The following is a 22228-nucleotide window of genomic DNA, read 5'->3' as shown; positions in this document are numbered from 1 at the left end:
GCGATGCGCTTCGACGTCGTCACCCTGTTCCCGGAACTGTTCGCGCCTTTCCTCGCCGCGGGCGTGACCCGTCGCGCCTACGAGGCGAAGCAGGTGGACGTCCGCCTGTGGAACCTGCGCGATTTCGCGGAAGGCAACTACCGCCGGGTGGACGACCGGCCCTTCGGCGGTGGCCCGGGCATGGTGATGCTGGCCGAGCCGCTGGCCAGGTGCCTGGCGGCGGTGCGCGCGCAACGCGTGGACGCCGCGCCCGTCGTCCTCTTCTCCCCCATCGGCGAACGCATCGACCACGCCGGCGTCGAGCGCTGGTCCGCCAGCGCAGGGGCCATCCTCCTGTGCGGGCGCTACGAAGGCGTCGACCAGCGCTTCATCGATGCCCACGTGGACGTGCAACTGAGCCTCGGCGACTTCGTGCTTTCCGGCGGGGAGATCGCGGCGATGGCGCTGCTCGACGCGGTCGCGCGCCTGCAGCCCGGCGTCCTGAACGACGCCGGCAGCCACCAGGAGGACAGCTTCAACCCCGCCCTCGACGGCCTGCTGGATTGCCCGCACTACACCCGGCCGGAGGAGTGGAACGGCGTGAGGGTGCCGGAGGAACTGCTGTCCGGCCACCACGCCCGCATCGAGGCCTGGCGCCGCCGGCAGCGGCTGGAAACCACCGCGAAGCACCGGCCCGACCTGATCGCCGCCGCCCGCGCGGCGGGGCACCTGACACGGCTGGACGAGGAATTCCTCGCCGGGCTATAATCCCGGGCTTTCCCGATCCTCTGTCCGGCCGTCCGAGCCGCAGCGACATCCGATGTCGCCCCGCGAAGCAGGGCCTTCCGTGTAGCGCGGACACGATCGACGCGAGAACTTCATGAACCTGATCCAGACCCTCGAGCAAGAGGAAATCGCCCGCCTGGGCAAGAACATCCCCGAGTTCGCCCCCGGCGACACGGTGATCGTCTCCGTCAACGTCGTCGAAGGCAACCGCAAGCGCGCCCAGGCCTACGAAGGCGTGGTCATCGCCAAGCGCAACCGCGGCCTGAACAGCGCCTTCACGGTGCGCAAGATCTCCAGCGGCGAAGGCGTGGAGCGCACGTTCCAGACCTACAGCCCGCTGATCGCCAAGATCGAAGTCAAGCGCCGCGGCGACGTCCGTCGCGCCAAGCTGTACTACCTGCGCGACCGCAGCGGCAAGTCGGCCCGCATCAAGGAAAAGCTGGCCTTTTCCCAGAAGGGCGAGAAGGCCGCCGCCGCCGAATAAGCGGGGAACGCCTTCCGACCAGCCGCCGCAGGCCCAGAGCTCGCGGCGGCTTTTTCGTTTCCGACCATGCCCATCGATCCCTCCGCCACCATCCCGCCGGACACCCCGCTGTCGAAGCTGCCCAACTTCGATCCGAAGCAGGTGCCGGTGCTCGGCGTGGACGCGCACCTGCCGCCGGTCGCGCTCCAGGCGCTGGGGCCGGAGGCCCTGCGCCGGCGCTTCGCCGAGCCGCGGCCGTGGGAGCCGGAAGTCTGGTCCGAGAAACGCTTCACCGACCGGCAGCTCGCGCTGGCCTCGGTGCTGGTGCCGATCGTCATGCGCGACCGGCCGACGGTGCTGCTGACCGAGCGCACCGCGCACCTCTCGACGCATTCCGGCCAGGTGGCCTTTCCCGGCGGCAAGCAGGACGACACGGACGTCGACGCGGCGCACACCGCGTTGCGCGAAGCGCACGAGGAGATCGGCCTGGAGCGCGAGTGGGCCGAGGTGATCGGCACCATGCCCACGTACACGACCGGCACCATGTTCGTCATCACGCCCGTGGTGGCACTGGTGCAGCCGGACTACCGCCTCACGCTCAATCCCCACGAGGTCGCCGACGCCTTCGAGGTGCCGCTCGACTTCCTCATGGATCCGCGGCACCACCGGCGCCATGCGTTCGAGTTCAGCGGCACGCGGCGGGAGTGGTTCTCCATGCCCTACGAGGAGGGCGGCAAGGAGCGCTTCATCTGGGGCGCGACGGCGGCGATGTTGCGCAATTTCTACCGCTTCCTTTCGGCCTAGGGACTCCGCCGGGGCCGGCGGCTATCATCCCCGGCCATGAGCTTCTTCGCGATCCTGTTCGCCCTGCTGATCGAGCAGGTGCGTCCGCTGGGTCCGCACAACCTCGTGCACTCCGGCCTGCGCGTGTGGGCCCGCGCGGTCAGCCGCAACTTCGACGCCGGCAAGCCGCAGCACGGCTGGGTCTGCTGGGTGCTGGCGGTGCTGGGGCCGGCCGCGCTCGCGAGCGCCATCCACTGGGCGCTGCTGTCGCTCGTCGGCTGGCCCGCGGCGATGGTGTGGAGCGTGCTGGTGCTGTACGTCACGCTGGGCTTCCGCCAGTTCAGCCACCACTTCACCGACATCCGCGACGCCCTCGAGGCCGGCGACGAGATGCGCGCGCGCCAGCTGCTGGCGCAGTGGCAGCGGGTCGACGCGAGCGAGCTGCCGCGCAGCGAGATCGTGCGGCACGTCATCGAGTACTCGGTGCTGGCCGCGCACCGCCATGTGTTCGGGGTGCTCGCGTGGTTCTCGGTGCTCGCCGCCTTCGGCTTCGGCCCGGCCGGCGCCGTGCTGTACCGCATGGCGGAGTTCGTGGCGCGCTACTGGCGGCACCGCAACCACACGCACGCGCAACCCGCGAGCGAAGCGCTCCAGTCGGCCGCCGCGCGCGCCTGGGCCGCGGTCGACTGGCTGCCCGCGCGCATCACCGCCGTGGCCTTCGCCGTGGTCGGCAGCTTCGAGGAGGCGATCGACTGCTGGCGCAACCATGCGCAGCGCTTCCCGAACGACAACGACGGCGTGATCCTTGCGGCGACGTCGGGGGCCGTGAACGTGCGCCTGGGCGGCGAGATGCTGAAGCCTGCCGCGGCCTTCGCGACCGGCACGCAACCCGCGGGCTTCGCCGCCGAGCCCGAACCGGCCACGGTCAGCACGCCGGGCCGTGAAGCCGAGATCGCGCACCTGCGCAGCGTGGTGGGCCTGGTGTGGCGCTCCGTCGTGCTGTGGATGGTGCTGCTGGCGCTGCTGACGCTCGCCAACCTGCTGGGCTAGCCGCGCTCAGGCCGTGGCGCCGGTGCGCGAGAGCTGGGCCTCCGTCCAGCGCACGATGTCCGGCGCGCCCATCGCGCCCGCCTGCCGCGCCACTTCGCGGCCACCGATGAACAACGCCAGCGTCGGGATGCTGCGGATGTTCAGGCGCGCGCCGACCCCCTGGGCCTCGTCCGTGTTCAGCTTGACCAGCTGGACCCGCGGCTCCAGCCGCGCGGCCGCCTGCTCGAAGGCAGGCGCCATCATGCGGCAGGGGCCGCACCAGGGCGCCCAGAAATCGACCAGCACCGGCAGCTGGCTGCGGGCGATGTGCCGCTCGAATTCGGTGGCCGTGACGTTGGTGGGCGCGCCGGTGAAGAGGGCCTGGTGGCAACTGCCGCAATCCGGGGCCTGGCCCAGGTCGTCCGCGTGGACGCGGTTCGTGGTGTGGCAATGCGGGCAGACGACGTGCAGCTGGCTCATGGGTAGGGGGGACCTCCGTTCCCAGGAAGATGCGGGCCGGTCGCCCGCACGCAAGAGCCTCGTTGCGACTAGTAGCGAGTTTGCGAAAGTTCCTCGAACAGGGTGCGGTAGATCCGGTAGCGGCTCGGCGCGATGCGGTCGGCCGGCGGCGCCGGCTCATCCGCGACCGCGGCGATGACGCCGCAGCCCGGTTCGTGCAGGTGCGTGCAGTTGTAGAACTTGCACTGCGGGATGTGCGCCTTCAGGTCGGGCATCAGCGTGGCCAGGTGCATCCTGTCCACATGGTGCAGCCCGAATTCCTGGAACCCGGGCGAATCGATCAATGCGGTCTCGTGCGCGTCGTCGACCCAATACCAGGTGGTCGAGGTCGTCGTGTGCTTGCCCGAGTTCAGCGCCTGGGAGATCTCGCCGGTCTGCGCCTGCGCCTGCGGCACCAGCAGGTTGATCAGCGTGCTCTTGCCGGCGCCCGAGGGACCCAGCACCAGCGTCGTGCGGCCGCCCAGGTGCTTCTGCAGGTGCGCGTGGTCGACTTCCTTCGACAGCCGCAGGGACAGCGGGACCACGCCGTAGCCCATGTGCAGGTAAGGCACCAGCCTTTGCCAGGCGCGCTCGAAGGGCTCCACCAGGTCGCTCTTGTTCAAGGCGATCAGCGGCTGGATGCGTTCCGCCTCCGCCGCGATCAGGGCGCGCGCGAGCTGCATCTCGGAGAACTCGGGTTCGGCGGCGATCAGCACCAGCACCTGGTCGAGGTTGGCGGCGAAGGACTTGGTGCGGATCTCGTCCTGGCGGTAGAACAGGTTGCGGCGCGGCTCGACGCCGGCGATCACGCCTTCGTCGCCGCTGCGCTTCCACAGCACGCGGTCGCCGACCACGGTCTCGTTCTTCTTGCCGCGCGCATGGCACAGGCAGCGCGTGCGGTCGGGGCTTTCCACCAGGCAGTGCCGGCCATGGGCGGCGACCACGAGGCCGGGGCGTGCGTTGTCGTCGGTCAACGCGCGGGCCTCAGGCGACCAGCGCTTCGGCCCGCGCCGCGCACTCGAAATCCGATTCCGAAATGCCGTGCAGCGCGTGGGTGCTGAAGCGCACCACGCAGCGATCGTAGTGGACCGAGAGGTCCGGGTGGTGGTCCAGCGTGTGGGCCACGAAGGCCAGCGCGTTGACGAAGGCGATCGTCTCGAAGTAGTCCGCGAAGCGGAAGGTCTTCTCGATGGCGACGTCGTTGCCGTCCCCGGCGAGTTTCCAGCCGGGGAGGTCGGCGAGGCGCTTGACGATCTCCGTCGGCGTCAGCGCGCGCCGCGTCAGCTGCGACCAGTCCCTCTTTCGGAGCATCGAGCTCATGCCGGCGACCCCACCAGCCGCGACAGCCGCTCCGTGGCCGGCGGATGCGAGTAGTAGAACTTCACGTAGACGGGGTCCGGCGTGAGGGTGGAGGCGTTGTCCTCGTACAGCTTCAGCAGCGCGGTGCCGAGGTCCCTGCCGCTGGTCTGGGTGGCGGCGAAGGCATCGGCCTCGAACTCGTGCTTGCGCGAGAGCTGCGCCATCAGCGGCGACACGAAGTAGCTGAACACCGGCACGGCCAGCAGGAACAGCAGGAGCGCCAGGGCGTCGTTCGGGCCTTCGAGGTTGGGGCGCACGCCCAGGCCGGTATAGAACCACGGCTGCGTCGCCAGCCATCCGAGCAGGGCGAAGCCGGCGAGGCTGGCGGCGAACATCATCACGATGCGCTGGATGATGTGCTTGTGCTTGAAGTGCCCCAGTTCGTGCGCCAGCACCGCATCGACCTCGCCCGGCGAGAGCTTGGCCAGCAGCGTGTCGTAGAAGACGACGCGCTTGGCGGCGCCGAAGCCGGTGAAGTAGGCGTTGGCATGGGCGCTGCGCTTGCTGCCGTCCATGACGAACAGGCCCTTGGCCGCGAAGCCGCAGCGCTGCATCAGCGCCGTGACACGGGCCTTGAGCGTCTCGTCTTCCAGCGGCTGGAACTTGTTGAACAGCGGCGCGATGAAGGTGGGGTAGATCACCAGCAGCAGCAGGTTGAATCCCATCCAGACGGCCCAGGCCCACAGCCACCACCAGTTGCCCGCGGCACCCATCAGCCAGAGGATCAGGGCGGCGATCGGCAGGCCGATCGCGGCACCGAGCAGCGAGGACTTCAACGCGTCCGCCAGCCACAGCTTCCAGGTCATCTTGTTGAAGCCGAAGCGCTCCTCCACCACGAAGGTCTGGTACAGCGAGAACGGGAGCTCCAGCAGGCCGCCGACGAGCGCGAAGCAGGCGAGCAGCGCGAGCTGCTGCCACATGCCGGCACCGAGCAGCCCCAGCAGGGCGCGGTTCAGCGTGTCGATGCCGCCCAGCAGCGTCCACCCGAGCAGCACCGCGGCGGAGAACGCCGTCTCGAGCAGGCCCAGGCGCGACTTCGCCACCGTGTAGTCGGCGGCCTTCCGGTGGGATTCGAGCGAGACGGTGCCGGCGAAGGCGGGCGGCACTGCATCGCGATGGCGAGCCACGTGCCGGACCTGCCGCGTGGCGAGCCAGAACTTCACCAGCAGCCCCGCGAGGAGGAAAGCCGCGAAGGCGAAGGTCAGGGTGAGCGAGGCTTGCATCCCGGAATCTTAGGCCATCAGCGACAATCGTCCCATGGCCGACCCCATTGCAAGCCCTGTTGCCACCCTCGCAAAGAACGACCAGAATCTGGTGTGGCTCGACTGTGAGATGACCGGCCTGGACCCCGAGCGGGACCGCATCATCGAGATCGCCGTGGTGGTGACCGGGCCGCACCTCGAACCGCGCATCGAGGGGCCGGTGATCGCCGTGCACCAGAGCGACGCCCAGCTGGACCTGATGGACGCCTGGAACAAGGGCACCCACGGCAAGAGCGGCCTCACCGACAAGGTGCGCGCCTCCACCGTGACCGAGGCCGAAGCGGAACAGCAGGTGCTGGACTTCGTGATGCAGTACGTGCCGAAGCAGTCGACGCCGATGTGCGGCAACAGCATCGGGCAGGACCGGCGTTTCCTGGTGAAGTACATGCCGAAGCTGGAAGCCTGGTTCCACTACCGCAACCTCGACGTCAGCACCCTGAAGGAGCTGGCGCGGCGCTGGAAGCCCGGGGTCTACACCTCGTTCAAGAAGCGGCAGCTGCACACGGCCCTGGCCGACGTGCACGAATCCATCGACGAACTGGCGCACTACCGCGAGCACTTCCTGAAGCTGCCCTGAACACCGCGCTGCGGGAAAACCCGAAACCTGCCATAATCGCGGGCTTGCTGTCCAAGAGGGCGGCTTTAAATCGCGCATCTGCCTTCTCGCACCGGCTCGCTGAATGAGCCACACAGGCCGCAAAGCCTGCGTAGTCGTTGGAATGGTTGATGTTCATCCAACCATTTCAATGACGGCATGCCCGCCAGGGCGTCGCCGTGTGGAAAACCCATGACGGATTACCAAGACCTCTCCCCGGGCATCGGCCTGGACACCCCCGTTGCCATCGGCAACGACGCACCCGCGGACGCCGTGCAGGCGCCGGCCGCGCCCAACGGTTTCGCGCTCCTGGGCCTGGCGCCCGAGCTGCTCGCCGCAGTGGCCGACCTGGGCTTCACGCAGCCGACCGCCGTGCAGGAACAATGCATCGGCAAGGCGATGGCGCAGGCCGGTGCCGAAGGCCAGTCCTTCAACGACCTGATGGTCTCCAGCCAGACCGGCAGCGGCAAGACCGCGGCCTTCCTGCTGCCCGTGCTGAACACGCTGATCGCGCAGAAGGCCGAGGAAGCCGCCGCCGAACAGAAGGCCTACGACGAAGCGGTGGCCCGCGGCGAAGCGCCCAAGCGCAACCGCAAGAACCCGCTGAACCCGCGCCACTTCAAGGCCGCCGTGCCCGGCGCGCTGATCCTGTGCCCCACGCGCGAACTCGCGCAGCAGGTGGCGAGCGACGCCATCGACCTGGTCAAGCACACCCGCGGGCTGCGCATCGCCAACGTCGTGGGCGGCATGCCGTACCAGATGCAGATCGCGCGCCTGCAGAACGCCGACCTGGTGGTCGCCACCCCCGGCCGCCTGCTGGACCTGCAGCGTTCCGGCCAGATCAAGCTGGACGAAGTGCGCTTCCTGGTGGTCGACGAAGCCGACCGCATGCTGGACCTCGGCTTCGCCGAAGACCTGGCCGAAGTGCACCAGCTGACCGCCAACCGCGGCCAGACCATGATGTTCAGCGCCACCTTCGCGCCGCGCATCCAGCAGCTGGCCCAGCGCGTCATGCGCCAGCCGCAGCGCATCCAGGTGGATTCGCCGCAGGAAAAGCACGCCAACATCAAGCAGGTGCTGTTCTGGGCGGACAGCCCGCAGCACAAGCGCCAGCTGCTGGACCACTGGCTGCGCGATGCCGGCATCGACCAGGCCATCGTGTTCGCCAGCACGCAGATCGAGTGCGACGGCCTCGCCGAGGAACTGCAGCAGGTGGGCTTCAGCGCCGTGGCGCTGCACGGCGCCCTGTCGCAGGGCCTGCGCAACCGCCGCCTGATGGCGCTGCGTCGCGGGCAGGTGCAGATCCTGGTGGCGACGGACGTCGCCGCCCGCGGCATCGACGTGCCGACGATCACGCACGTGTTCAACTTCGGCCTGCCGATGAAGAGCGAGGACTACACGCACCGCATCGGCCGCACCGGCCGTGCCGGCCGCGACGGCCTGGCCGTCACGTTCGCCGAGTTCCGCGACCGCCGCAAGATCGGCGACATCGAGGCGTACACCAAGCAGCGCTTCAATGCCGAGGTGATCCCCGGCCTGGAGCCCAAGCAGCGCTTCCAGCCCACCAGCGCCCCCCGTGGCGGTTTCGGCGGCAAGCCGGCCCGCTTCGGCGACCGTCGCCCGGCGGGTGGTGGTGGCGGCGGCTACGGCAAGAGCTCGAGCTTCGGCGCCAAGTCTTTCGGCCCGCGTGAAGGCTTCGGCGGACGGGACGGTGGCTCGCGTGACGGCGGCTTCGGTTCCCGCGATGGCGGCTTCGGCGGCCGCGGGCGTCCGGCGCGCTGAGTCCGCGTCATTCCCGCGCAGGCGGGAATCCAGAGCTTTGGAGAGGAAGCGGCCCGCGGGCCGCTTTTTCATTGGAAGCCCTGGATCCCCGCCTCCGCGGGGATGACGACAGGGACGCGGGCATGACGATCACGCTCACTCGATCAGCGCCCGCCCCGTTTCCGGCCACAGGTTCTTCACGAACAGCCAGGCGAACAGGCCGACGCTCATCATCAGCAGCGACGTGAGCGCGAGTGCGCGGGTGGAGTGCATCACCAGCGGGGCGACGACACCGGCCACGATGCCGTTGGACGCCGAGCCGATGAAGGCCTGCAGCGAGGACGACATGCCGCGCCGCTCGGGGTAGAGGTCCAGCACCAGCAGCGTCACCACCGGCACCATCAGGGCCCAGCCGAACGAGAAGAACGCGATCGGGAACAGCGCCCAGGCGACGTGCGCGTCGAACAGCAGGTTGGCCGCCACGTTCGCCAGCGACACGACCACCATGACGATGAAACCGTAACGGATCTGCCGCTTGGGCGCGATCTTGCCGGCCAGGCTTCCGCTGGCGAACGAGCCCGCCATGATCCCGCTGATGGTGAGCAGGAAGAACCAGAAGAACTGCGTGGGCGCGAGGCCGAGGTGCTCGCCGAGGAAGGCCGGCGCCGACAGCACGTAGAGGAACATGCCGTTGAACGGGATGCCGCTGGCCAGCGCCAGCAGCAGGAAGCGCGGGCTCGAGCCCAGCTGCCAGTAGCCGCGCATCAGGTTGGGCACGTTGAACGGCTGCCGGTGCGTGACGTGCAGCGTCTCGGGCAGCAGCTTGTAGTTGGCCGTGAACAGCACGACGCCGACGCCGGTCAGGAACCAGAAGATGCTGTGCCAGCCGGCGTGCGCGAACAGCCAGCCGCCGATCACCGGCGCGATGGCGGGTGCGATGCCGAAATAGATCGTCACCTGGCTCATGACCTTCTGCGCCTGGTCGGGCGGGAACATGTCGCGGATGACGGCGCGCGACACCACCCAGCCGGCGCCGGTGCACAGCCCCTGCACGGCGCGGAAGAACACGAGCGTGCCGATGCTTTCCGCCAGGGCGCAGCCGGCCGAGGCGACCGTGAAAATGGCGATGCCCCACAGCACGACGGGGCGGCGGCCGAAGCTGTCGGCCAGCGCACCGTGGAACAGGTTCATGAAGGCGAAGCCGAACAGGTACGCCGACAGCGTCTGCTGCATCTGCACCGGCGTGGCGTCGAGCGCGCGGGCGATGCCCGAGAACGCCGGGATGTAGGTGTCGATGGAGAACGGACCGAGCATGCCCAGCAGGGCGAGCAGGGCGGCGAGCGCCCAGCGCGGGGCAGTCCAGATCTGTTTGGCTTCGGGATTCATCGGGGCAGCAAGGCGGAGCGTGAGGTTGTACCAGACCTCACGTGCGCCCGCCGCCGCCGGTCAGGCGGCAACGCGCTTTTGCAGCATCTCGGGCGTGACCAGCACCACGCCCGTGTCCGTGCGATGGAAGCGGCGCGCGTCCTGTTCCGGGTCCTCGCCGATCACGGTGCCTTCGGGCAGGCGGCAGCCCCGGTCGATGACCACCTTCGACAGGCGCGAGCCGCGGCCGATGACCGTGTCCGGCATGATCACGGCCTCGTGGATGGTGCAGCTGGCCTCCACGCGCACGTTAGAGAACAGCACGGCGCGCCGGATGTTGGAGCCGACCACGATGCAGCCGCCGGAGATCAGCACGTTGGCCGTCTCGCCGTTGAGGCCGCGTTCGTCTGGCACGAACTTCGCGGGCGGGAGCTGCTCCTGGTAGGTCCAGATCGGCCAGTCGCGGTCGTAGAGGTTCAGCTCCGGCAGGTCGGCGGCGAGGTCGAGGTTCGCGGCCCAGAACGCATCGACCGTGCCGACGTCGCGCCAGTACGGACGGTTGCGCGTGCCGGAAGGGATGCTCGACATGTTGAGCGGATGCGCCAGCGCGCCGCCTTCCTTCACCACGCGCGGGATCACGTTCTTGCCGAAGTCGTGGTCCGACTTCTCGTCGGCCATGTCGTCCTCGAGCAGCTGGTAGAGGTACTCGGCGCCGAACACGTAGATGCCCATGCTGCCCAGCGCCTTGTCGGGCTTGCCCGGGATGGCGGGCGGGTCCTTCGGCTTCTCCAGGAACGCCGTGATGCGGCGCTGCTCGTCCACGTGCATCACGCCGAGCGCGGTCGCCTCCATGCGCGGCACCTCGATGCAGCCGACGGTGCACTTGGCGCCGCTCTGCACGTGGTCCAGCAGCATCAGCGAGTAGTCCTGCTTGTAGATGTGGTCGCCGGCCAGCACGAGGATGTACTCGGGGCCGTAGGCGCGCAGGATGTCGATGTTCTGCGAGATGGCGTCGGCCGTTCCCCGGTACCAAAACGCCTCGTCGACCCGCTGCTGGGCCGGCAGCAGGTCGATGAATTCGTTGGCCTCCCCGCGCAGGAAGTTCCAGCCGCGCTGCAGGTGCCGCAGCAGGGAGTGCGACTTGTACTGCGTGAGCACCGCCATGCGGCGGATGCCCGAGTTGATGCAGTTCGACAGCGCGAAGTCGATGATGCGGAACTTGCCGCCGAAGTACACGGCCGGCTTGGCGCGCCGGTCGGTCAGCTCGTGCAGGCGCGAGCCGCGCCCGCCGGCCAGCACCAGCGCGATCGTGCGCTTGGGCAGTTCGCGCGCCAGGATCATGCGTTCCATCGCGGCATCGGTGCCGGCACCGCCGACGGCTTCGAGAATGCTCAGGTTGTCCTTCATGGTGGTTCGTTCCCCCTGTAACCCAGCATGACTGTGGGTCAGCGGCCCGTCCGGTCATGTAGGACGCCATCGCCTTTCCCGCGCGCACGGCTCGTAGGACGATGCCGTGACCTGTGCCCGGTGCGCCTCGCGGCGGCCCGTCACCGCCGGGCCTGGCGTAGCATCGCTCCCCCGTGCGTCCGACGAGGAGAACGCCATGAACGCTGCCCGTCCCCTCCGCCTGCTGCTCGCCGCGCTCGTGGCGGTGTTCGTGCTCGGCGTCGCCCTGGCGGTGGGAGGCCTGCTCGCGCTGCGGGATCCGTCTGCGATGGTCGTGTTCGCCGTCGCGGCCCTCGCCGGCGTGATCGCCGCCACCATCACCTACTTCGTGGCGCGCAGCGCGACGGTGCTGCCCGACGACGTCCCGGCCGTGGTGGAAGCGTTGCCGGAACTCCCGGCGCCCCGCACGATGCGCACGGTTGCATCCCTCCCCGTCGCCAGCCTGCCCGCGCCCTACCTCGCCGCCGTGATGAAGGGCCTGCATGCGAACCGCCAGGCCCTCACGCGCCGGGGGCAGTCCGCCGGAAACCAGGCCGGCGCCTGAGCCGGTCGCGCGGCTGCGCGTCCGCCCTGGGCATAATGTGCGTTTGGACAAATGTGCATCGGCCCCGCGACCGCGGGCCCCACACACCGTGACAGGATCGCTTCCCGTCCCGCTCCCCGCATGAGCAAGGACCGCGTCCCGGACGACGTGCGCCGTTTCCTCCTGACGAGCGTTCCTTCCGTTCCCTACCTCGAAGCCCTGCTGCTGATGCGGGCCGAGCCGCACCGCGCGTGGGATTCCTTCGGCGTGGCGGGCCGCCTCTACATCGGCGAAGGCCAGGCGCAGGAGCTGCTGGGCCTGTTGAAGGCCGCCGGCATCGCGCGCGAGGATGCGCCCGGCCGCTTCACGTACACACCGGCGAGCGAGGACCTGCACCGCACGCTGGAGGCGCTCGCGGTCACCTATTCGCAGAACCTCGTCGGCGTGACCGACCTGATCCACTCGCGGGTGGACAAGCGGGCGCACCAGTTCGCCGGCGCGTTCCGCATCCGCAGGGACGGCGGCAAGGAGGGCAGCTGATGGCCAACGTGATCTATGCGCTGTGCGCGCTGACCAGCGCGACCTGCCTGGCCCTGCTGTGGCGCAGCTACCGTGCGAGCCGCGCGCGGCTGCTGTTCTGGAGCGCCTGGTGCTTCCTGCTGCTGACGGTCAACAACGTGCTGCTGGTCCTCGACAAGGTGGTGTTCCCGGTGGAGGTGGACCTGCGGCTCTGGCGACTGGGCACCGCGCTGGCGGCGGTGCTGCTGCTGGTGTACGGGCTGGTCAACGAGGAGGACTGAGGTGGAGCAACTGCTGGCCGGCGCCGTCGCCGCGGGCTCCTTCGTCGCGGGGCTGTTCTTCTTCCGCTTCTGGCGCCACACGCGCGACGCGTTCTTCGTGTACTTCGCGCTGGCCTTCTGGCTCGAAGGCGCGAACCGCGTGGCGCTCGCCGCCATCCCGCACGCCGACGAAAGCGAGCCGCTGTTCTACATGGTGCGCCTGCTCGCCTACGGCTTGATCATCGTCGCGATCTGGCGCAAGAACCGGCAGCGCGGCGGCTGAGGCCGCTCCTCTCTCCCCGCCGGGCTTGTCCCCCTTCAGTCGGCACCGAGCTGCAGCCGGTTCGGCTGGCGCCGCTCGATCGCCCACTTCAGCAAGGCGGCGCACCGGTACACCGCGTGCGCGAACTTGCCGTAGGGCAAGGTAAGGAACAGCGCCAGCACGGTGCCGAGGTGCACGGCCAGCAACAGGCCCATGGCGCCGGTGTCGCGAAGAAGCAGCAGCGCGAGGCCGGTCAGGCTGGTCGCGAACAGCAGCGCGAGGAAGGCGCGGTCCATCGGACGTTGCTGCGGGTCGCCGTGCAGCGGATGCCGGCGCAGGTTCAGCCACAGCAGTCCCGCCGGTCCGGCCAGCAGCCCCAGGCCGCCGAGGGTGCCGAGCAGCACCGGCAGGCTGGTGACCGGGTAGGGCGCGGCCTGTCCCAGCGCATAGTGGTAGAGCGTCGCGACGCAGGTCGAAGCGAAGCACAGGAGGAAACCGTAGAAGGTGAGGTGATGGAAGCGCCGGCGCAGCAGCGTGAACCGGTCCGATGCCTCGTTGCAGCCTTCCCCGTGGCCACCATCGAGGTAGGTCAGGGCGAGCGCATGCCGCGCCACTTCCGCTGCCGAAGCGCCGGTGACGGCCCCCGGCGACTGCCCGCGCCAGAAGCGCGCCGCGCCGATCGCCAGGGCCAGCACCGCCCAGGCGAAAGCCGCACCGAACATCCACACCATCAGCCCGTGCGGGAACACGGCGTAGAAGTTGCCGGCCAGCGGCGCGTGCCACAGGTTGCCCCGCAACGCGAGCAGCAGCACCAGGAACAGCCCGAGGCCGCCCGCGGTGGCCAGCGCCAGCACCATGCCGTTGCGGCGGTAGAGGGCACCCAGCGGCGCCGGCCACGCATACGCGGCGTAGGTCTCCCGCCGCACCTGCGCCATCGCGCGCGGCACGTTGACGGCGAAGGCGTGCGGCGGCGAGTACTGGCAGGCGTGCAGGCAGGCCCCGCAGTTGTGGCACAGGTTGGCGAGGTAGTGCACGTCGGCGGAGTCGAACGCCAGGCGGCGCGTCATCGCCGGGAACACGGCGCAGAAGCCTTCGCAGTAGCGGCAGGCATTGCAGATCTCCAGTTGCCGGGCCGCTTCGGCGGCGGGCGTGCCACCCGCCAGCGCCGCGGCTTCCCGCGCGAGCGCTTCAAGCGTGCGCATGCTTCGCCTCCCCGAGCGCGGCGCGCGCCGCCTGCGCGCCGGCGATGCGCCCGAAGGCGGTCCCGATGCTCATGCCGACGCCGGCCGTGTAGCCCTGGCCCAGGACGTTGCCCGCCATCATCTCCCCCGCGACGAACAGGTTGTCGCTGGGTGCACCGCCGAAATGCACGCGGGCGCGGGCATCGGTCTTCAGGCCGAGGTAGGTGAAGGTGATGCCGGGCCGCAGCGCGTAGCCGTAGAACGGCGGGGTTGTGATGGGCCGCGCCCAGTGCGTCTTCGGGGGCACCAGGCCTTCGGTGTGGCAGTCGTCGAGCACCGTGTGGTCGAAACGGCCGACGCGGCACGCCCCGTTGTAGTCCGCGAGCGTCTGCACGAAGCGGTGCTCGTCGAGTTGCAGCGCACGGGCGAGCTCAGGAAGGCTGCCCGCCTGCACGCCCGGGAAGACCGGCGGCATGAAGCGGCCGACGGCCTTGCTGTCGATGATGCAGTAGCCGATCTGCCCCGGCTGCAGCGCCACCAGCCGGCCCCAGATGGCGTAGCGCTTGGGCCAGAAGTCCTCGCCTTCGTCGTAGAAGCGGACGGCGTCGCGATTCACCATCACGCCCAGCGAGACCGCGTCCACGCGGGTGACGATGCCGCCGTCGTACAGCGGCGCGCGTGCATCGATCGCGACGCAGTGCGCCTGCGTCGGATCGCCGATGGTGTCGGCGCCCTGCGCCATCATGTGCTTGAGGAGGACGCCCTGGTTGAAGCGCGTGCCCCGGATCAGGAAGTTGTCCGCCGGCCACTCCCCGCGCGCATCCTGCCCCCAGGCTTCGCGCAGCCATTCGCGGTTGGACTCGAAGCCGCCGCAGGCGAGCACGCAGGACCTGGCTTCGATGCGCTCGCCACCGATGCGCGCGGCGACGAAGCGGCCGTCGCGCAGTTCCAGGGCATCGACCGGCGCGTCGTAGCGGACGTCCACGCCCAGCCGTTCGGCACTGCGGTAGTACGCATTCACCAGCGCCTTGCCGCCCCCCATGAAGAAGGCGTTGGTGCGCGACAGGTGCAGCGTGCCGGCCAGGGACGGCTGGAAGCGCACGCCGTGCCTGCGCATCCAGGGACGGCAGGTGGCCGAGGCGCGGATCACCAGCCGCGCCAGGGCTTCGTCGGTGCGGCCGCCGGTGACCTTCAGGAGGTCCTGCCAAAACTCCTCCTCCGGGTAGGCATCCTGCAGCACGTCCTGCGGAGCATCGTGCATGCAGCGCAGGTTGCGTGTGTGCTGTGAGTTGCCGCCGCGCCACTCGCGCGGCGAGGCTTCGAGCAGGAGCACGCTCGCGCCCGCCTCGCGGGCCATCAGCGCGGCGCACAGGGCAGCGTTGCCGCCGCCGACCACCAGGACGTCGTGCATGGTGGCGCAGGTTAACAAAGCGCTGAGCTTCGCGCGCGCACACGGTCGCGCCAGGCTGCCCCACAGGCCGTGATTTTTCGGCGCGGACCCGCCGTTCGTGCATTTCGACTGAACTCCTGCGCGTAGGCGCCCTCCTACCGCGTTCATGTCTTTCTGGAGGGCAGCGGAGTGGGGAAATGGATCGTCGCGGCACTGATGGCCATGGGAGCAGGTTCTCCCGCGCTGGCGCAAGCGGATGCGTTCGGCAAGGGGATGGACACGATGTGGGAAGTGCTGTGGCACCAGAGCGGCGCGCCGACGCGGCTGCTGCGCTGGGAACAGGACCTGAAGGTCAACGTCTCCGGTGAGAACGCCGCGCTGCACCGACCGCAGATGCTCGCGGCACTGCGGGCGGCTGCGAGCCACGCGGGGCTGAAGGTGGTGGACGTGACGGACGCCGCGGATGCGGCCGCGCAGGCCAACGTGCACGTGCAGATCCAACCCGACCACGCCCTCAGCGACGAACAGCCCTGCGAAACGCGCCTGAAGTTCGAGGACGAAACGCTGATCCAGGGCGCGACGCTGCAGGTGCGCGAGGCGGATGCCGCACGCTGCGCGCACCATGAAGCGATGCACGTGATGGGCGTGCGCGGCCATCCGGAGGGCGAGACGGTGCTGAGCTACTTCGCCACGCACGTCGACCGCCTCCTGCCGCTGGACCAGGCCATGCTGCGCGCCTGGTATTCGCCGCGCGCCCGGGCCGGCATGACGCCCTTCGAAGTCCTGCCCATCCTCGCCGACGAGCTGGCCAGGACGCTGCCGGACCGGCAGCAGGCGCTGCGCGACCGCGACGCCTTCCTGGCCCGGACGGTGAACGAGATGCAGGCCTTCGCCGACGGCAAGGGCGACGTGCCGGCCATCGTCCGGCAGTCGGGCAAGTTTTCCGACGCGGGCATCCGGTACGGCCGCATGGAGATGAGCTTCTTCCTCGGCGTCGCCTACCTCGAAGGCACCTGCGTGCCGCGCGATCCCGCGCGCGCCGCGCATTGGCTCCAGCGCGCAGTCGCGCTGGGCAGCCGGCCCGCGCAGGCGCGGCTGGGCGCCGCCCGCGCCGCCGGCTGAGGCGACGCGGCGCCCTCCGCGACACGGCGCGTTCCTACACCCCGGGCCCCGGTGCCGCGGGGATCATGCGGTCCACCACAACGGGGATCCCGATGATCGAATGGAAGGACACGCTGCGCGAAGGCGCGGTCTCCGGCACGCTGGCGGGCCTGCTCTCGGCGGCCGTGCTGCTGGCGACGGGCCGGCGGGAGGACGGCAGCGCGGTGGCGCCGGTGAACGCCGAGAGCCACTGGCTGTGGGGCGACGAGTCCCTGCGCGAGGACCGCCCCACGCTGCGGCACACGCTCACGGGTTTCGTCACGCACCAGTTGTCGACGGTGTTCTGGGCCACCCTGTACGGCCTGGTGCGCGGCCGGCACAAGCCGGCGGACCTGTCGCAGGCCTTGCTCGGCGGGGTGGCGACCAGTGCCGCGGCCGCGGCCATCGACTACACGCTGGTGCCCAAGCGCTTGACGCCCGGCTTCGAGCATCGCCTGTCGACGGGTTCGATGGTGGCGGTGTTCGCCGCGATCGCCGGCGGCGTCGCGCTCGGGTCGCTGTTGATGCGCGACCGCCGCTAGGTCCGCCGGCGCTGGCGGCCTAGCACTCGCTCATGTCGCGCAGGCTCTCGATGGCCTGCTTGGCCTCGTTGAGCGCGCCGGCGGCCTTGCGCTTGTTCGGCGTGCGGCGGCGGCCGTCCTCGCACAGCGCATCGCGCCCGCGCAGCAGTTCCTTGCCGTCCAGGTGCACGGAGTACCTCCCCATCTCGTCGACGTGGATGGTGTAGGTGAGCCGAAGGCCGGTGCTGCGGACGTATTCCGTGGTCATGCGCGAAGGGTAGCCCTGCCGCGCGGCGGCGGCGTGGGTGCAGGCCCCGCGGGGATGTGGGACCACCGGCAAAATGCGGCATGGACCGCATCGAGATCCGGCCCGCCACGGCCGCGGACGTCCCCCTGATCTTCGCCTTCATCCGCGAACTCGCCGACTACGAGAAGGCGGTGCACGAGGTGGCGGCGACGGAGTCCCACATCCACCGCGCGTTGTTCGGCGCGTCGCCGCAGGCGCGCGCGCTGGTCTGCAGCGTCGGCGGGGTTGCGGCCGGCTTCGCGGTCTACTTCTTCAACTTCTCCACCTGGCAGGGCCGCCACGGCCTCTACCTCGAGGACCTGTACGTGTCGCCCGCCTTCCGCGGTTCGGGTGCGGGCACGGCGCTGCTGCGGCACCTGGCGCGCATCGCGGTGGAGAAGGACTGCGGCCGCTTCGAATGGAGCGTGCTGGACTGGAACGAGCCGGCGATCCGGTTCTACGAGTCCATCGGGGCGGTGGCCCTGGACGAGTGGGTGCGGTACCGCCTCGCCGGGCAGGCCCTGGCGGATTTCGCTGCAGGCGGCGGCTAGCCGCGGCGCGCGCGGGCCGCGGCGGCGAGGCGCCGCAGCACCGGCTCGGTGTCGTCCCAGCCGATGCAACCGTCGGTGATCGACACGCCGTGCGCCAGCGGCACGCCAGGCTTGAGGTCCTGGCGACCCGGCTGCAGGTGGCTTTCGACCATGACCCCGACGATGCGCTTCTCGCCGGCGGCCACCTGCGCGGCGACATCCTCGGCGACGGGGACCTGGCGGCGCCAGTCCTTGCTGGAGTTGGCGTGCGAGCAGTCCACCATCACGCCCTCGGCAACGCCGGCCTGGCGCAGGATCGCGGCCGCGGCCGCGACGTCGGCGCTGCCGTAGTTCGGCCCGCGCGTGCCGCCGCGCAGGATGATGTGGCAGTCGCCATTGCCCGCGGTTTCGAAGACGGCTGCGGCGCCCATCTTGGTCATGCCCATGAAGGCGTGCGGCGCCCGCGACGCGACCAGCGCGTCGGCCGCCACCTGCACGCCGCCGTCGGTGCCGTTCTTGAAGCCGATGGGGCAGCTCAGGCCGGAGGCCAGCTGCCGGTGGCTGGGGCTCTCGGTCGTGCGCGCGCCGATCGCGCCCCAGCTCACCAGGTCCGCGATGTACTGCGGGCTGAGCAGGTCGAGGAACTCGGTGCCGGCGGGCAGGCGCAGCTGCGCGATCTCCAGCAGCAGGGCGCGCGCGCGGCGCAGGCCCTCGTTGATGCGGAAGCTGCCGTCCAGGCGCGGGTCGTTGATGTAGCCCTTCCAGCCCACGGTCGTGCGCGGTTTCTCGAAGTACACGCGCATGACGATGCACAGGTCCTCGCGCAGTTCGTCGGCCAGCCGCCGCAGCCGCCGTGCGTATTCGATGGCCTGCCCGTGGTCGTGGATGGAGCAGGGCCCGACCACCGCCAGCAGGCGCGGGTCGTGCCCGTGCACGATGGCCGCCACCTCCGCGCGGCTGCGCTCCACGAAGTCCTGCACCGCGGCGTCGGCCGGCAGTTCCTCGTGCAGCAGCGCCGGCGAGATCAGCGGCCGCACTTCGCGGATGCGCACGTCGTCCAGGCGCGTCGCGTGCGGCATCTCCTCGGTGCCTTCGGGTCGGTTGGGGAGGGCAGGGGTGGGGTTCATGGCGCCGGGGCGGAAGCCGTCTTGGTGACGGCGGCCTTCCATGATACGGTCCGCGGTGGATGACCGAACACCACGCACGCCCCGCCCGGCCGCCCGTCCTCGGCTGCATCGCCGACGACTTCACCGGCGCCACCGACCTCGCCAACAACCTCGTGCGCTCCGGCATGCGGGTGGTGCAGACCATCGGCGTGCCGACCGTTCCCGTGCCGGACGTCGATGCGGTCGTGGTGGCGCTCAAGTCGCGCACCATCCCGCCGCAGGAAGCGGTGGCGCTGTCGCTGGCCGCCCTCGAGGCCTTGCGCACACAGGGCTGCCGGCAGTTCTACTTCAAGGTCTGTTCCACCTTCGACTCCACGCCGCAAGGCAACATCGGTCCGGTCGCCGAGGCGCTGCTCGCGCGCCTGGGCGCGGCCTTCTGCTGCGTGACCCCGGCCTTCCCGCAGGCGCAGCGGACGGTGTACATGGGCCACCTGTTCGTCGGCCGGGTACCGCTGCACGAATCGGGCATGCGCAACCACCCGCTGACGCCGATGACGGATTCGAACCTGGTCCGCGTGCTCCAGGCGCAGTGTTCCGGGCGCGTGGAGCTGCTGGAGCTCGCCGCGGTGCGCGCCGGCGCCGATGCGCTGCGCACGCGCATGGCGCGGCTGGAAGGCGAGGGGGTGCGCTTCGCGGTCGTCGACGCGATCGCCGACGAAGACCTGATGGTGCTCGGCCGCGCGCTCGCGGGTGCGCCGCTGGTGGTGGCGGGCTCGGGCGTCGCCATCGGGCTGGCGCAGAACCACGGCCTCGCGCCGTCGCAGGGCGCGGCGCAGCTGCCGCCGCCAGGCGGCGCGCGTGCCGTGGTGTCGGGCAGCTGTTCCGAAGCCACCAACGCGCAGGTGCAGGCCTTCATCGCCGCGGGCGGCCCGGCGTTCGCGGTCGACCCGCTCCAGATCGCCGCCGGTGCCGACGTTGCCGGGCAGGCGCTGCACTGGGCGGCGGAGAGGCTGGGCGGCGCGCCGGTGCTGGTCTACGCCTCCGCCCCGCCCGAAGCCGTGCAGTCGGTGCAACGGGCCCTCGGTGCGGCCGCGGCCGGCGCGATGGTCGAGGAGACGCTCGCCCGCATCGCCAGGGGCCTGGTGGACCAGGGCGTGCGCCAGCTGGTCGTGGCCGGTGGCGAGACTTCCGGCGCGGTGGTCCAGGCGCTCGGCGTCGAGCAGCTGCGCATCGGCGCGCAGATCGATCCCGGCGTGCCCTGGTGCCATGCGGTTGCGCGGCACTGTGACGCGCCCTTGCACCTGGCGCTGAAGTCCGGCAACTTCGGCGCCGTCGATTTCTTCCACAAGGCCTTCGGGCAGCTCGCATGAACGAAGACACCGCCCGCCGCGACATCTGCGAAGTCGGCCGCAGCCTCTTCGCGCGCGGCTACGTGCACGCCACCGCCGGCAACATCAGCGTGCGCCTGCCGGACGGCTTCCTGATCACGCCGACGGACGCCTGCCTCGGCTTCCTCTCGCCGGACGGCCTGTCGAAGGTGGACCTGCAAGGCCAGCCCGTGAGCGGCCCGCGCGCGAGCAAGACGCTGCAGCTGCACCGGCGCATCTACGAAGCGAGTGCCTCGACGCCCGCGCCGGCCGGCTGCATCATCCACACGCACAGCACGCACTGCGTGGCGCTCACGCTCGATGCGCCGGCGGGCGACCTGCTGCCGCCGATCACGCCCTATTTCGTGATGAAGGTGGGCCACGTTCCGGTCGTCCCGTACCTGCGGCCGGGCGACCCCCGGGCCGGCGACGAGGTGGCTGCGCAGATCGGCGCCCACGCGGCGGCGGACCGTGCCATCCGCGCCGTGATGCTGTCGCGGCTCGGCCCCAACGTCTGGCACGACACGCCGATGCAGGCGATGGCCGTGCTCGAGGAGCTGGAAGAAACGGCGCGCCTGTGGCTGCTGGGCGGCAGGTCGACCCGCCCCCTGGACGAGGCGAGCATCGGCGAACTGCGCGAGGCCTTCGGCGCGCGCTGGTAGGCCCCAGCGCGGCAGGAGCGCGAAGGACCGCCTCTGCATCGTTCCCTCCTGGGGTTGTCCTTTTCAGGCCACGCGGCCGAACCAGAGCACGGACAGGCCCGCGGCGACGACGGCGACGAGGGCGGACACCAGGGCGACCAGCCCGGTGATCTCGGTTTCACGCGCGAGCACCTGCACGCGCGACCCGAGGTTCGCGTACACCTTGCGCAGCGTTTCCGCCGTGCCCGCGTGGTGGTACTCGCCCCCGGTCATGCGGGCGACCTCGCGCAGCGTCGGCTCGTCGAGCTGCAGGTAGATCGGCATGCCCTCCACGCTCGCGGCCTCGCCGCTCACCACCCCGAGCCCGACCACGTCGATGCGCACGCCGCGGTCCGCCGCCATCTTCGCGGCCGCCAGCGTGTCGATCCCGGTCGTGCGGCGGCCGTCGCTCAGCAGGATGATCGCGGCGGACTCGTAGGAGGCCGGCGGCACCGGCGCCACCTGCCTGGGCGGCGGCTTGTCCTTGTCGTCCAGGCTGCGGCCCTGCGGCCGCTTGCTGCCGAAGGTCATGTCGCCCACGTCCAGTCCGTGGTCCGGGAACAGTTCGGCCAGGGCCACCACGATCGCGTTGCCGACCGCCGTGCCCATCTGCATCTGGAAGCCGTCGATCGCGGCGACCAGCGAGGTGCGGTCCAGCGTCGCCGCCTGCGCCACCTGCGTGCTGCCCGCGAAGGTGACGAGGCCGACCTCGATGTCCTTCGGCAACTCGCGCAGGAACAGTTTCGCGGCGTCCTGCGCGGCGGCCAGGCGCGTGGGCTGCACGTCCGTCACGCGCATGCTGAGCGACACGTCCATCACCAGCAGGACGGTGGTGCGGGCCCAGGGCAGGGGGATCCTGGCGACCGGTCGCGCGGCGGCCAGCAGCAGGCCGGCGAAGGCGACGAGCAACAGGGCGGGCGGGAGATGGCGGCGCCAGCTGCGGGGGCCTGCCGCCTCGCGCACCACCGCCAGGCTGCTGTAGCGCACGGCCAGCCGGCGCTTGCGCCGCAGCAGCCCCAGGTAGGCCAGCGGCAGCAGGAGCAGCGCCGGCAACAGCCAGAGGGACGCGGGCCAGAGGAACGACATGGGGCGGCTTCTGCCGCCGATCGTGCACGGGAAGCGGCCGCGTGGCAACCG

26 protein-coding genes are annotated in these 22228 nt (G+C 70.5%); 15 read left to right on the top strand and 11 right to left on the bottom strand.

Translation table 11 applies throughout. The features are described 5' to 3' along the window. Positions 1-3: 3 nt before the first annotated feature. The 4 genes from trmD (at position 4) to IM787_RS21060 (ending at position 3061) form a co-directional block, all read left to right on the top strand. On the top strand, positions 4-747 hold the full coding sequence (gene trmD / locus IM787_RS21075) for a tRNA (guanosine(37)-N1)-methyltransferase TrmD (RefSeq protein ID WP_193678686.1): 744 nt from the start codon (positions 4-6) through the stop codon (positions 745-747). Positions 748-859: 112 nt separating this feature from the next. Beyond that, the gene (rplS, locus tag IM787_RS21070) at positions 860-1249 is read left to right on the top strand and encodes a 50S ribosomal protein L19 (protein ID WP_193678685.1); all 390 of its coding nucleotides are present in this window, start codon (positions 860-862) and stop codon (positions 1247-1249) included. Between the two features lie 66 nt (positions 1250-1315). Continuing rightward, the gene (locus tag IM787_RS21065; RefSeq protein WP_193678684.1) at positions 1316-2032 is read left to right on the top strand and encodes a CoA pyrophosphatase; all 717 of its coding nucleotides are present in this window, start codon (positions 1316-1318) and stop codon (positions 2030-2032) included. Between the two features lie 36 nt (positions 2033-2068). Beyond that, entirely contained in the window at positions 2069-3061 is a 993-nt protein-coding gene (locus IM787_RS21060; RefSeq protein ID WP_193678683.1) for a CobD/CbiB family protein, read from the top strand. Positions 3062-3067: 6 nt separating this feature from the next. Here the strand turns inward: IM787_RS21060 and trxC are convergent, their stop codons facing one another. The 4 genes from trxC to IM787_RS21040 all read right to left on the bottom strand — a co-directional run bounded on the left by trxC (position 3068) and on the right by IM787_RS21040 (position 6120). Beyond that, entirely contained in the window at positions 3068-3520 is a 453-nt protein-coding gene (trxC, locus tag IM787_RS21055) for a thioredoxin TrxC (RefSeq protein ID WP_193678682.1), read from the bottom strand. Between the two features lie 68 nt (positions 3521-3588). Beyond that, positions 3589-4512 carry a ribosome small subunit-dependent GTPase A gene (rsgA, locus tag IM787_RS21050; protein ID WP_193678681.1) on the bottom strand — a complete coding sequence of 308 codons (924 nt, stop codon included), beginning with the start codon at positions 4510-4512 and terminating at the stop codon, positions 3589-3591. Positions 4513-4522: 10 nt separating this feature from the next. Next, entirely contained in the window at positions 4523-4858 is a 336-nt protein-coding gene (locus IM787_RS21045) for a 4a-hydroxytetrahydrobiopterin dehydratase (RefSeq protein WP_193678680.1), read from the bottom strand. Then, positions 4855-6120, bottom strand: a complete 1266-nt coding sequence (locus IM787_RS21040) for a M48 family metallopeptidase (RefSeq protein WP_193678679.1) — start codon at positions 6118-6120, stop codon at positions 4855-4857. Before IM787_RS21040 ends, IM787_RS21045 begins: the two co-directional genes overlap by 4 nt. A 34-nt stretch (positions 6121-6154) precedes the next feature. Here IM787_RS21040 and orn point away from each other — a divergent pair, with 34 nt between their 5' ends. Both orn and IM787_RS21030 read left to right on the top strand, forming a co-directional pair. Further along, positions 6155-6736: an oligoribonuclease gene (gene orn / locus IM787_RS21035; protein ID WP_193678678.1), complete on the top strand. Its 582-nt coding sequence runs from the start codon at positions 6155-6157 to the stop codon at positions 6734-6736. A 210-nt stretch (positions 6737-6946) separates the two neighbouring features. Beyond that, a complete protein-coding gene (locus IM787_RS21030) occupies positions 6947-8536 on the top strand; it encodes a DEAD/DEAH box helicase (protein WP_193678677.1) in 1590 nt (529 codons plus the stop codon). Between the two features lie 135 nt (positions 8537-8671). On the opposite strand, the gene IM787_RS21025 is transcribed toward IM787_RS21030, so the two are convergent. Next, a complete protein-coding gene (locus tag IM787_RS21025) occupies positions 8672-9901 on the bottom strand; it encodes a multidrug effflux MFS transporter (RefSeq protein WP_193678676.1) in 1230 nt (409 codons plus the stop codon). A gap of 60 nt (positions 9902-9961) precedes the next feature. Continuing rightward, positions 9962-11221 carry a glucose-1-phosphate adenylyltransferase gene (glgC, locus tag IM787_RS21020; protein WP_193678762.1) on the bottom strand — a complete coding sequence of 420 codons (1260 nt, stop codon included), beginning with the start codon at positions 11219-11221 and terminating at the stop codon, positions 9962-9964. 262 nt (positions 11222-11483) lie between these two features. Here glgC and IM787_RS21015 point away from each other — a divergent pair, with 262 nt between their 5' ends. The 4 genes from IM787_RS21015 (at position 11484) to IM787_RS21000 (ending at position 12911) form a co-directional block, all read left to right on the top strand. Then, on the top strand, positions 11484-11870 hold the full coding sequence (locus IM787_RS21015; RefSeq protein WP_193678675.1) for a hypothetical protein: 387 nt from the start codon (positions 11484-11486) through the stop codon (positions 11868-11870). Between the two features lie 120 nt (positions 11871-11990). Next, a complete protein-coding gene (locus tag IM787_RS21010; protein WP_193678674.1) occupies positions 11991-12389 on the top strand; it encodes a hypothetical protein in 399 nt (132 codons plus the stop codon). After that, positions 12389-12649 (top strand): DUF5985 family protein, encoded by a 261-nt coding sequence (locus IM787_RS21005; RefSeq protein ID WP_193678673.1) that lies wholly within the window; start codon positions 12389-12391, stop codon positions 12647-12649. Before IM787_RS21010 ends, IM787_RS21005 begins: the two co-directional genes overlap by 1 nt. Before the next feature lies 1 nt (position 12650). After that, positions 12651-12911: a DUF5985 family protein gene (locus tag IM787_RS21000; RefSeq protein ID WP_193678672.1), complete on the top strand. Its 261-nt coding sequence runs from the start codon at positions 12651-12653 to the stop codon at positions 12909-12911. 35 nt (positions 12912-12946) lie between these two features. Here IM787_RS21000 and tcuB read toward each other — a convergent pair whose 3' ends face one another. Further along, complete coding sequence (tcuB, locus tag IM787_RS20995; protein ID WP_193678671.1) at positions 12947-14092, bottom strand: tricarballylate utilization 4Fe-4S protein TcuB; 1146 nt, start codon at positions 14090-14092, stop codon at positions 12947-12949. Continuing rightward, the gene (gene tcuA, locus IM787_RS20990; RefSeq protein WP_193678670.1) at positions 14079-15482 is read right to left on the bottom strand and encodes an FAD-dependent tricarballylate dehydrogenase TcuA; all 1404 of its coding nucleotides are present in this window, start codon (positions 15480-15482) and stop codon (positions 14079-14081) included. Before tcuA ends, tcuB begins: the two co-directional genes overlap by 14 nt. Before the next feature lie 168 nt (positions 15483-15650). Here tcuA and IM787_RS21820 point away from each other — a divergent pair, with 168 nt between their 5' ends. After that, positions 15651-16583, top strand: a complete 933-nt coding sequence (locus tag IM787_RS21820) for an SEL1-like repeat protein (RefSeq protein ID WP_193678669.1) — start codon at positions 15651-15653, stop codon at positions 16581-16583. A 92-nt stretch (positions 16584-16675) separates the two neighbouring features. After that, positions 16676-17143, top strand: coding sequence for a hypothetical protein (locus IM787_RS20980; protein WP_227494538.1), 468 nt, complete (start codon positions 16676-16678; stop codon positions 17141-17143). A gap of 19 nt (positions 17144-17162) precedes the next feature. On the opposite strand, the gene IM787_RS20975 is transcribed toward IM787_RS20980, so the two are convergent. Then, the gene (locus IM787_RS20975) at positions 17163-17390 is read right to left on the bottom strand and encodes a hypothetical protein (protein ID WP_193678668.1); all 228 of its coding nucleotides are present in this window, start codon (positions 17388-17390) and stop codon (positions 17163-17165) included. Between the two features lie 80 nt (positions 17391-17470). Here IM787_RS20975 and IM787_RS20970 point away from each other — a divergent pair, with 80 nt between their 5' ends. Then, positions 17471-17959 (top strand): GNAT family N-acetyltransferase, encoded by a 489-nt coding sequence (locus IM787_RS20970; RefSeq protein WP_193678667.1) that lies wholly within the window; start codon positions 17471-17473, stop codon positions 17957-17959. On the opposite strand, the gene IM787_RS20965 is transcribed toward IM787_RS20970, so the two are convergent. Further along, positions 17956-19065: a 3-deoxy-7-phosphoheptulonate synthase gene (locus IM787_RS20965; protein ID WP_290427337.1), complete on the bottom strand. Its 1110-nt coding sequence runs from the start codon at positions 19063-19065 to the stop codon at positions 17956-17958. The genes IM787_RS20970 and IM787_RS20965 overlap by 4 nt on opposite strands. Positions 19066-19124: 59 nt before the next feature. On the opposite strand from IM787_RS20965, the gene otnK reads away from it, so the two are divergent. Beyond that, positions 19125-20414 (top strand): 3-oxo-tetronate kinase, encoded by a 1290-nt coding sequence (gene otnK / locus IM787_RS20960; RefSeq protein WP_193678666.1) that lies wholly within the window; start codon positions 19125-19127, stop codon positions 20412-20414. Next, positions 20411-21073 carry a class II aldolase/adducin family protein gene (locus IM787_RS20955; protein WP_193678665.1) on the top strand — a complete coding sequence of 221 codons (663 nt, stop codon included), beginning with the start codon at positions 20411-20413 and terminating at the stop codon, positions 21071-21073. Before otnK ends, IM787_RS20955 begins: the two co-directional genes overlap by 4 nt. A 63-nt stretch (positions 21074-21136) precedes the next feature. Here IM787_RS20955 and IM787_RS20950 read toward each other — a convergent pair whose 3' ends face one another. Beyond that, positions 21137-22177 (bottom strand): VWA domain-containing protein, encoded by a 1041-nt coding sequence (locus tag IM787_RS20950; protein ID WP_193678664.1) that lies wholly within the window; start codon positions 22175-22177, stop codon positions 21137-21139. Positions 22178-22228 lie beyond the last annotated feature (51 nt).

It is taken from the genome of Ramlibacter pallidus (assembly GCF_015070875.1).
Classification (GTDB): Bacteria; Pseudomonadota; Gammaproteobacteria; order Burkholderiales; family Burkholderiaceae_C; genus Ramlibacter; species Ramlibacter pallidus.
The sequence above is the reverse complement of the archived record's forward strand: the minus strand, read 5'-3'. Positions and strand labels throughout refer to the sequence as shown.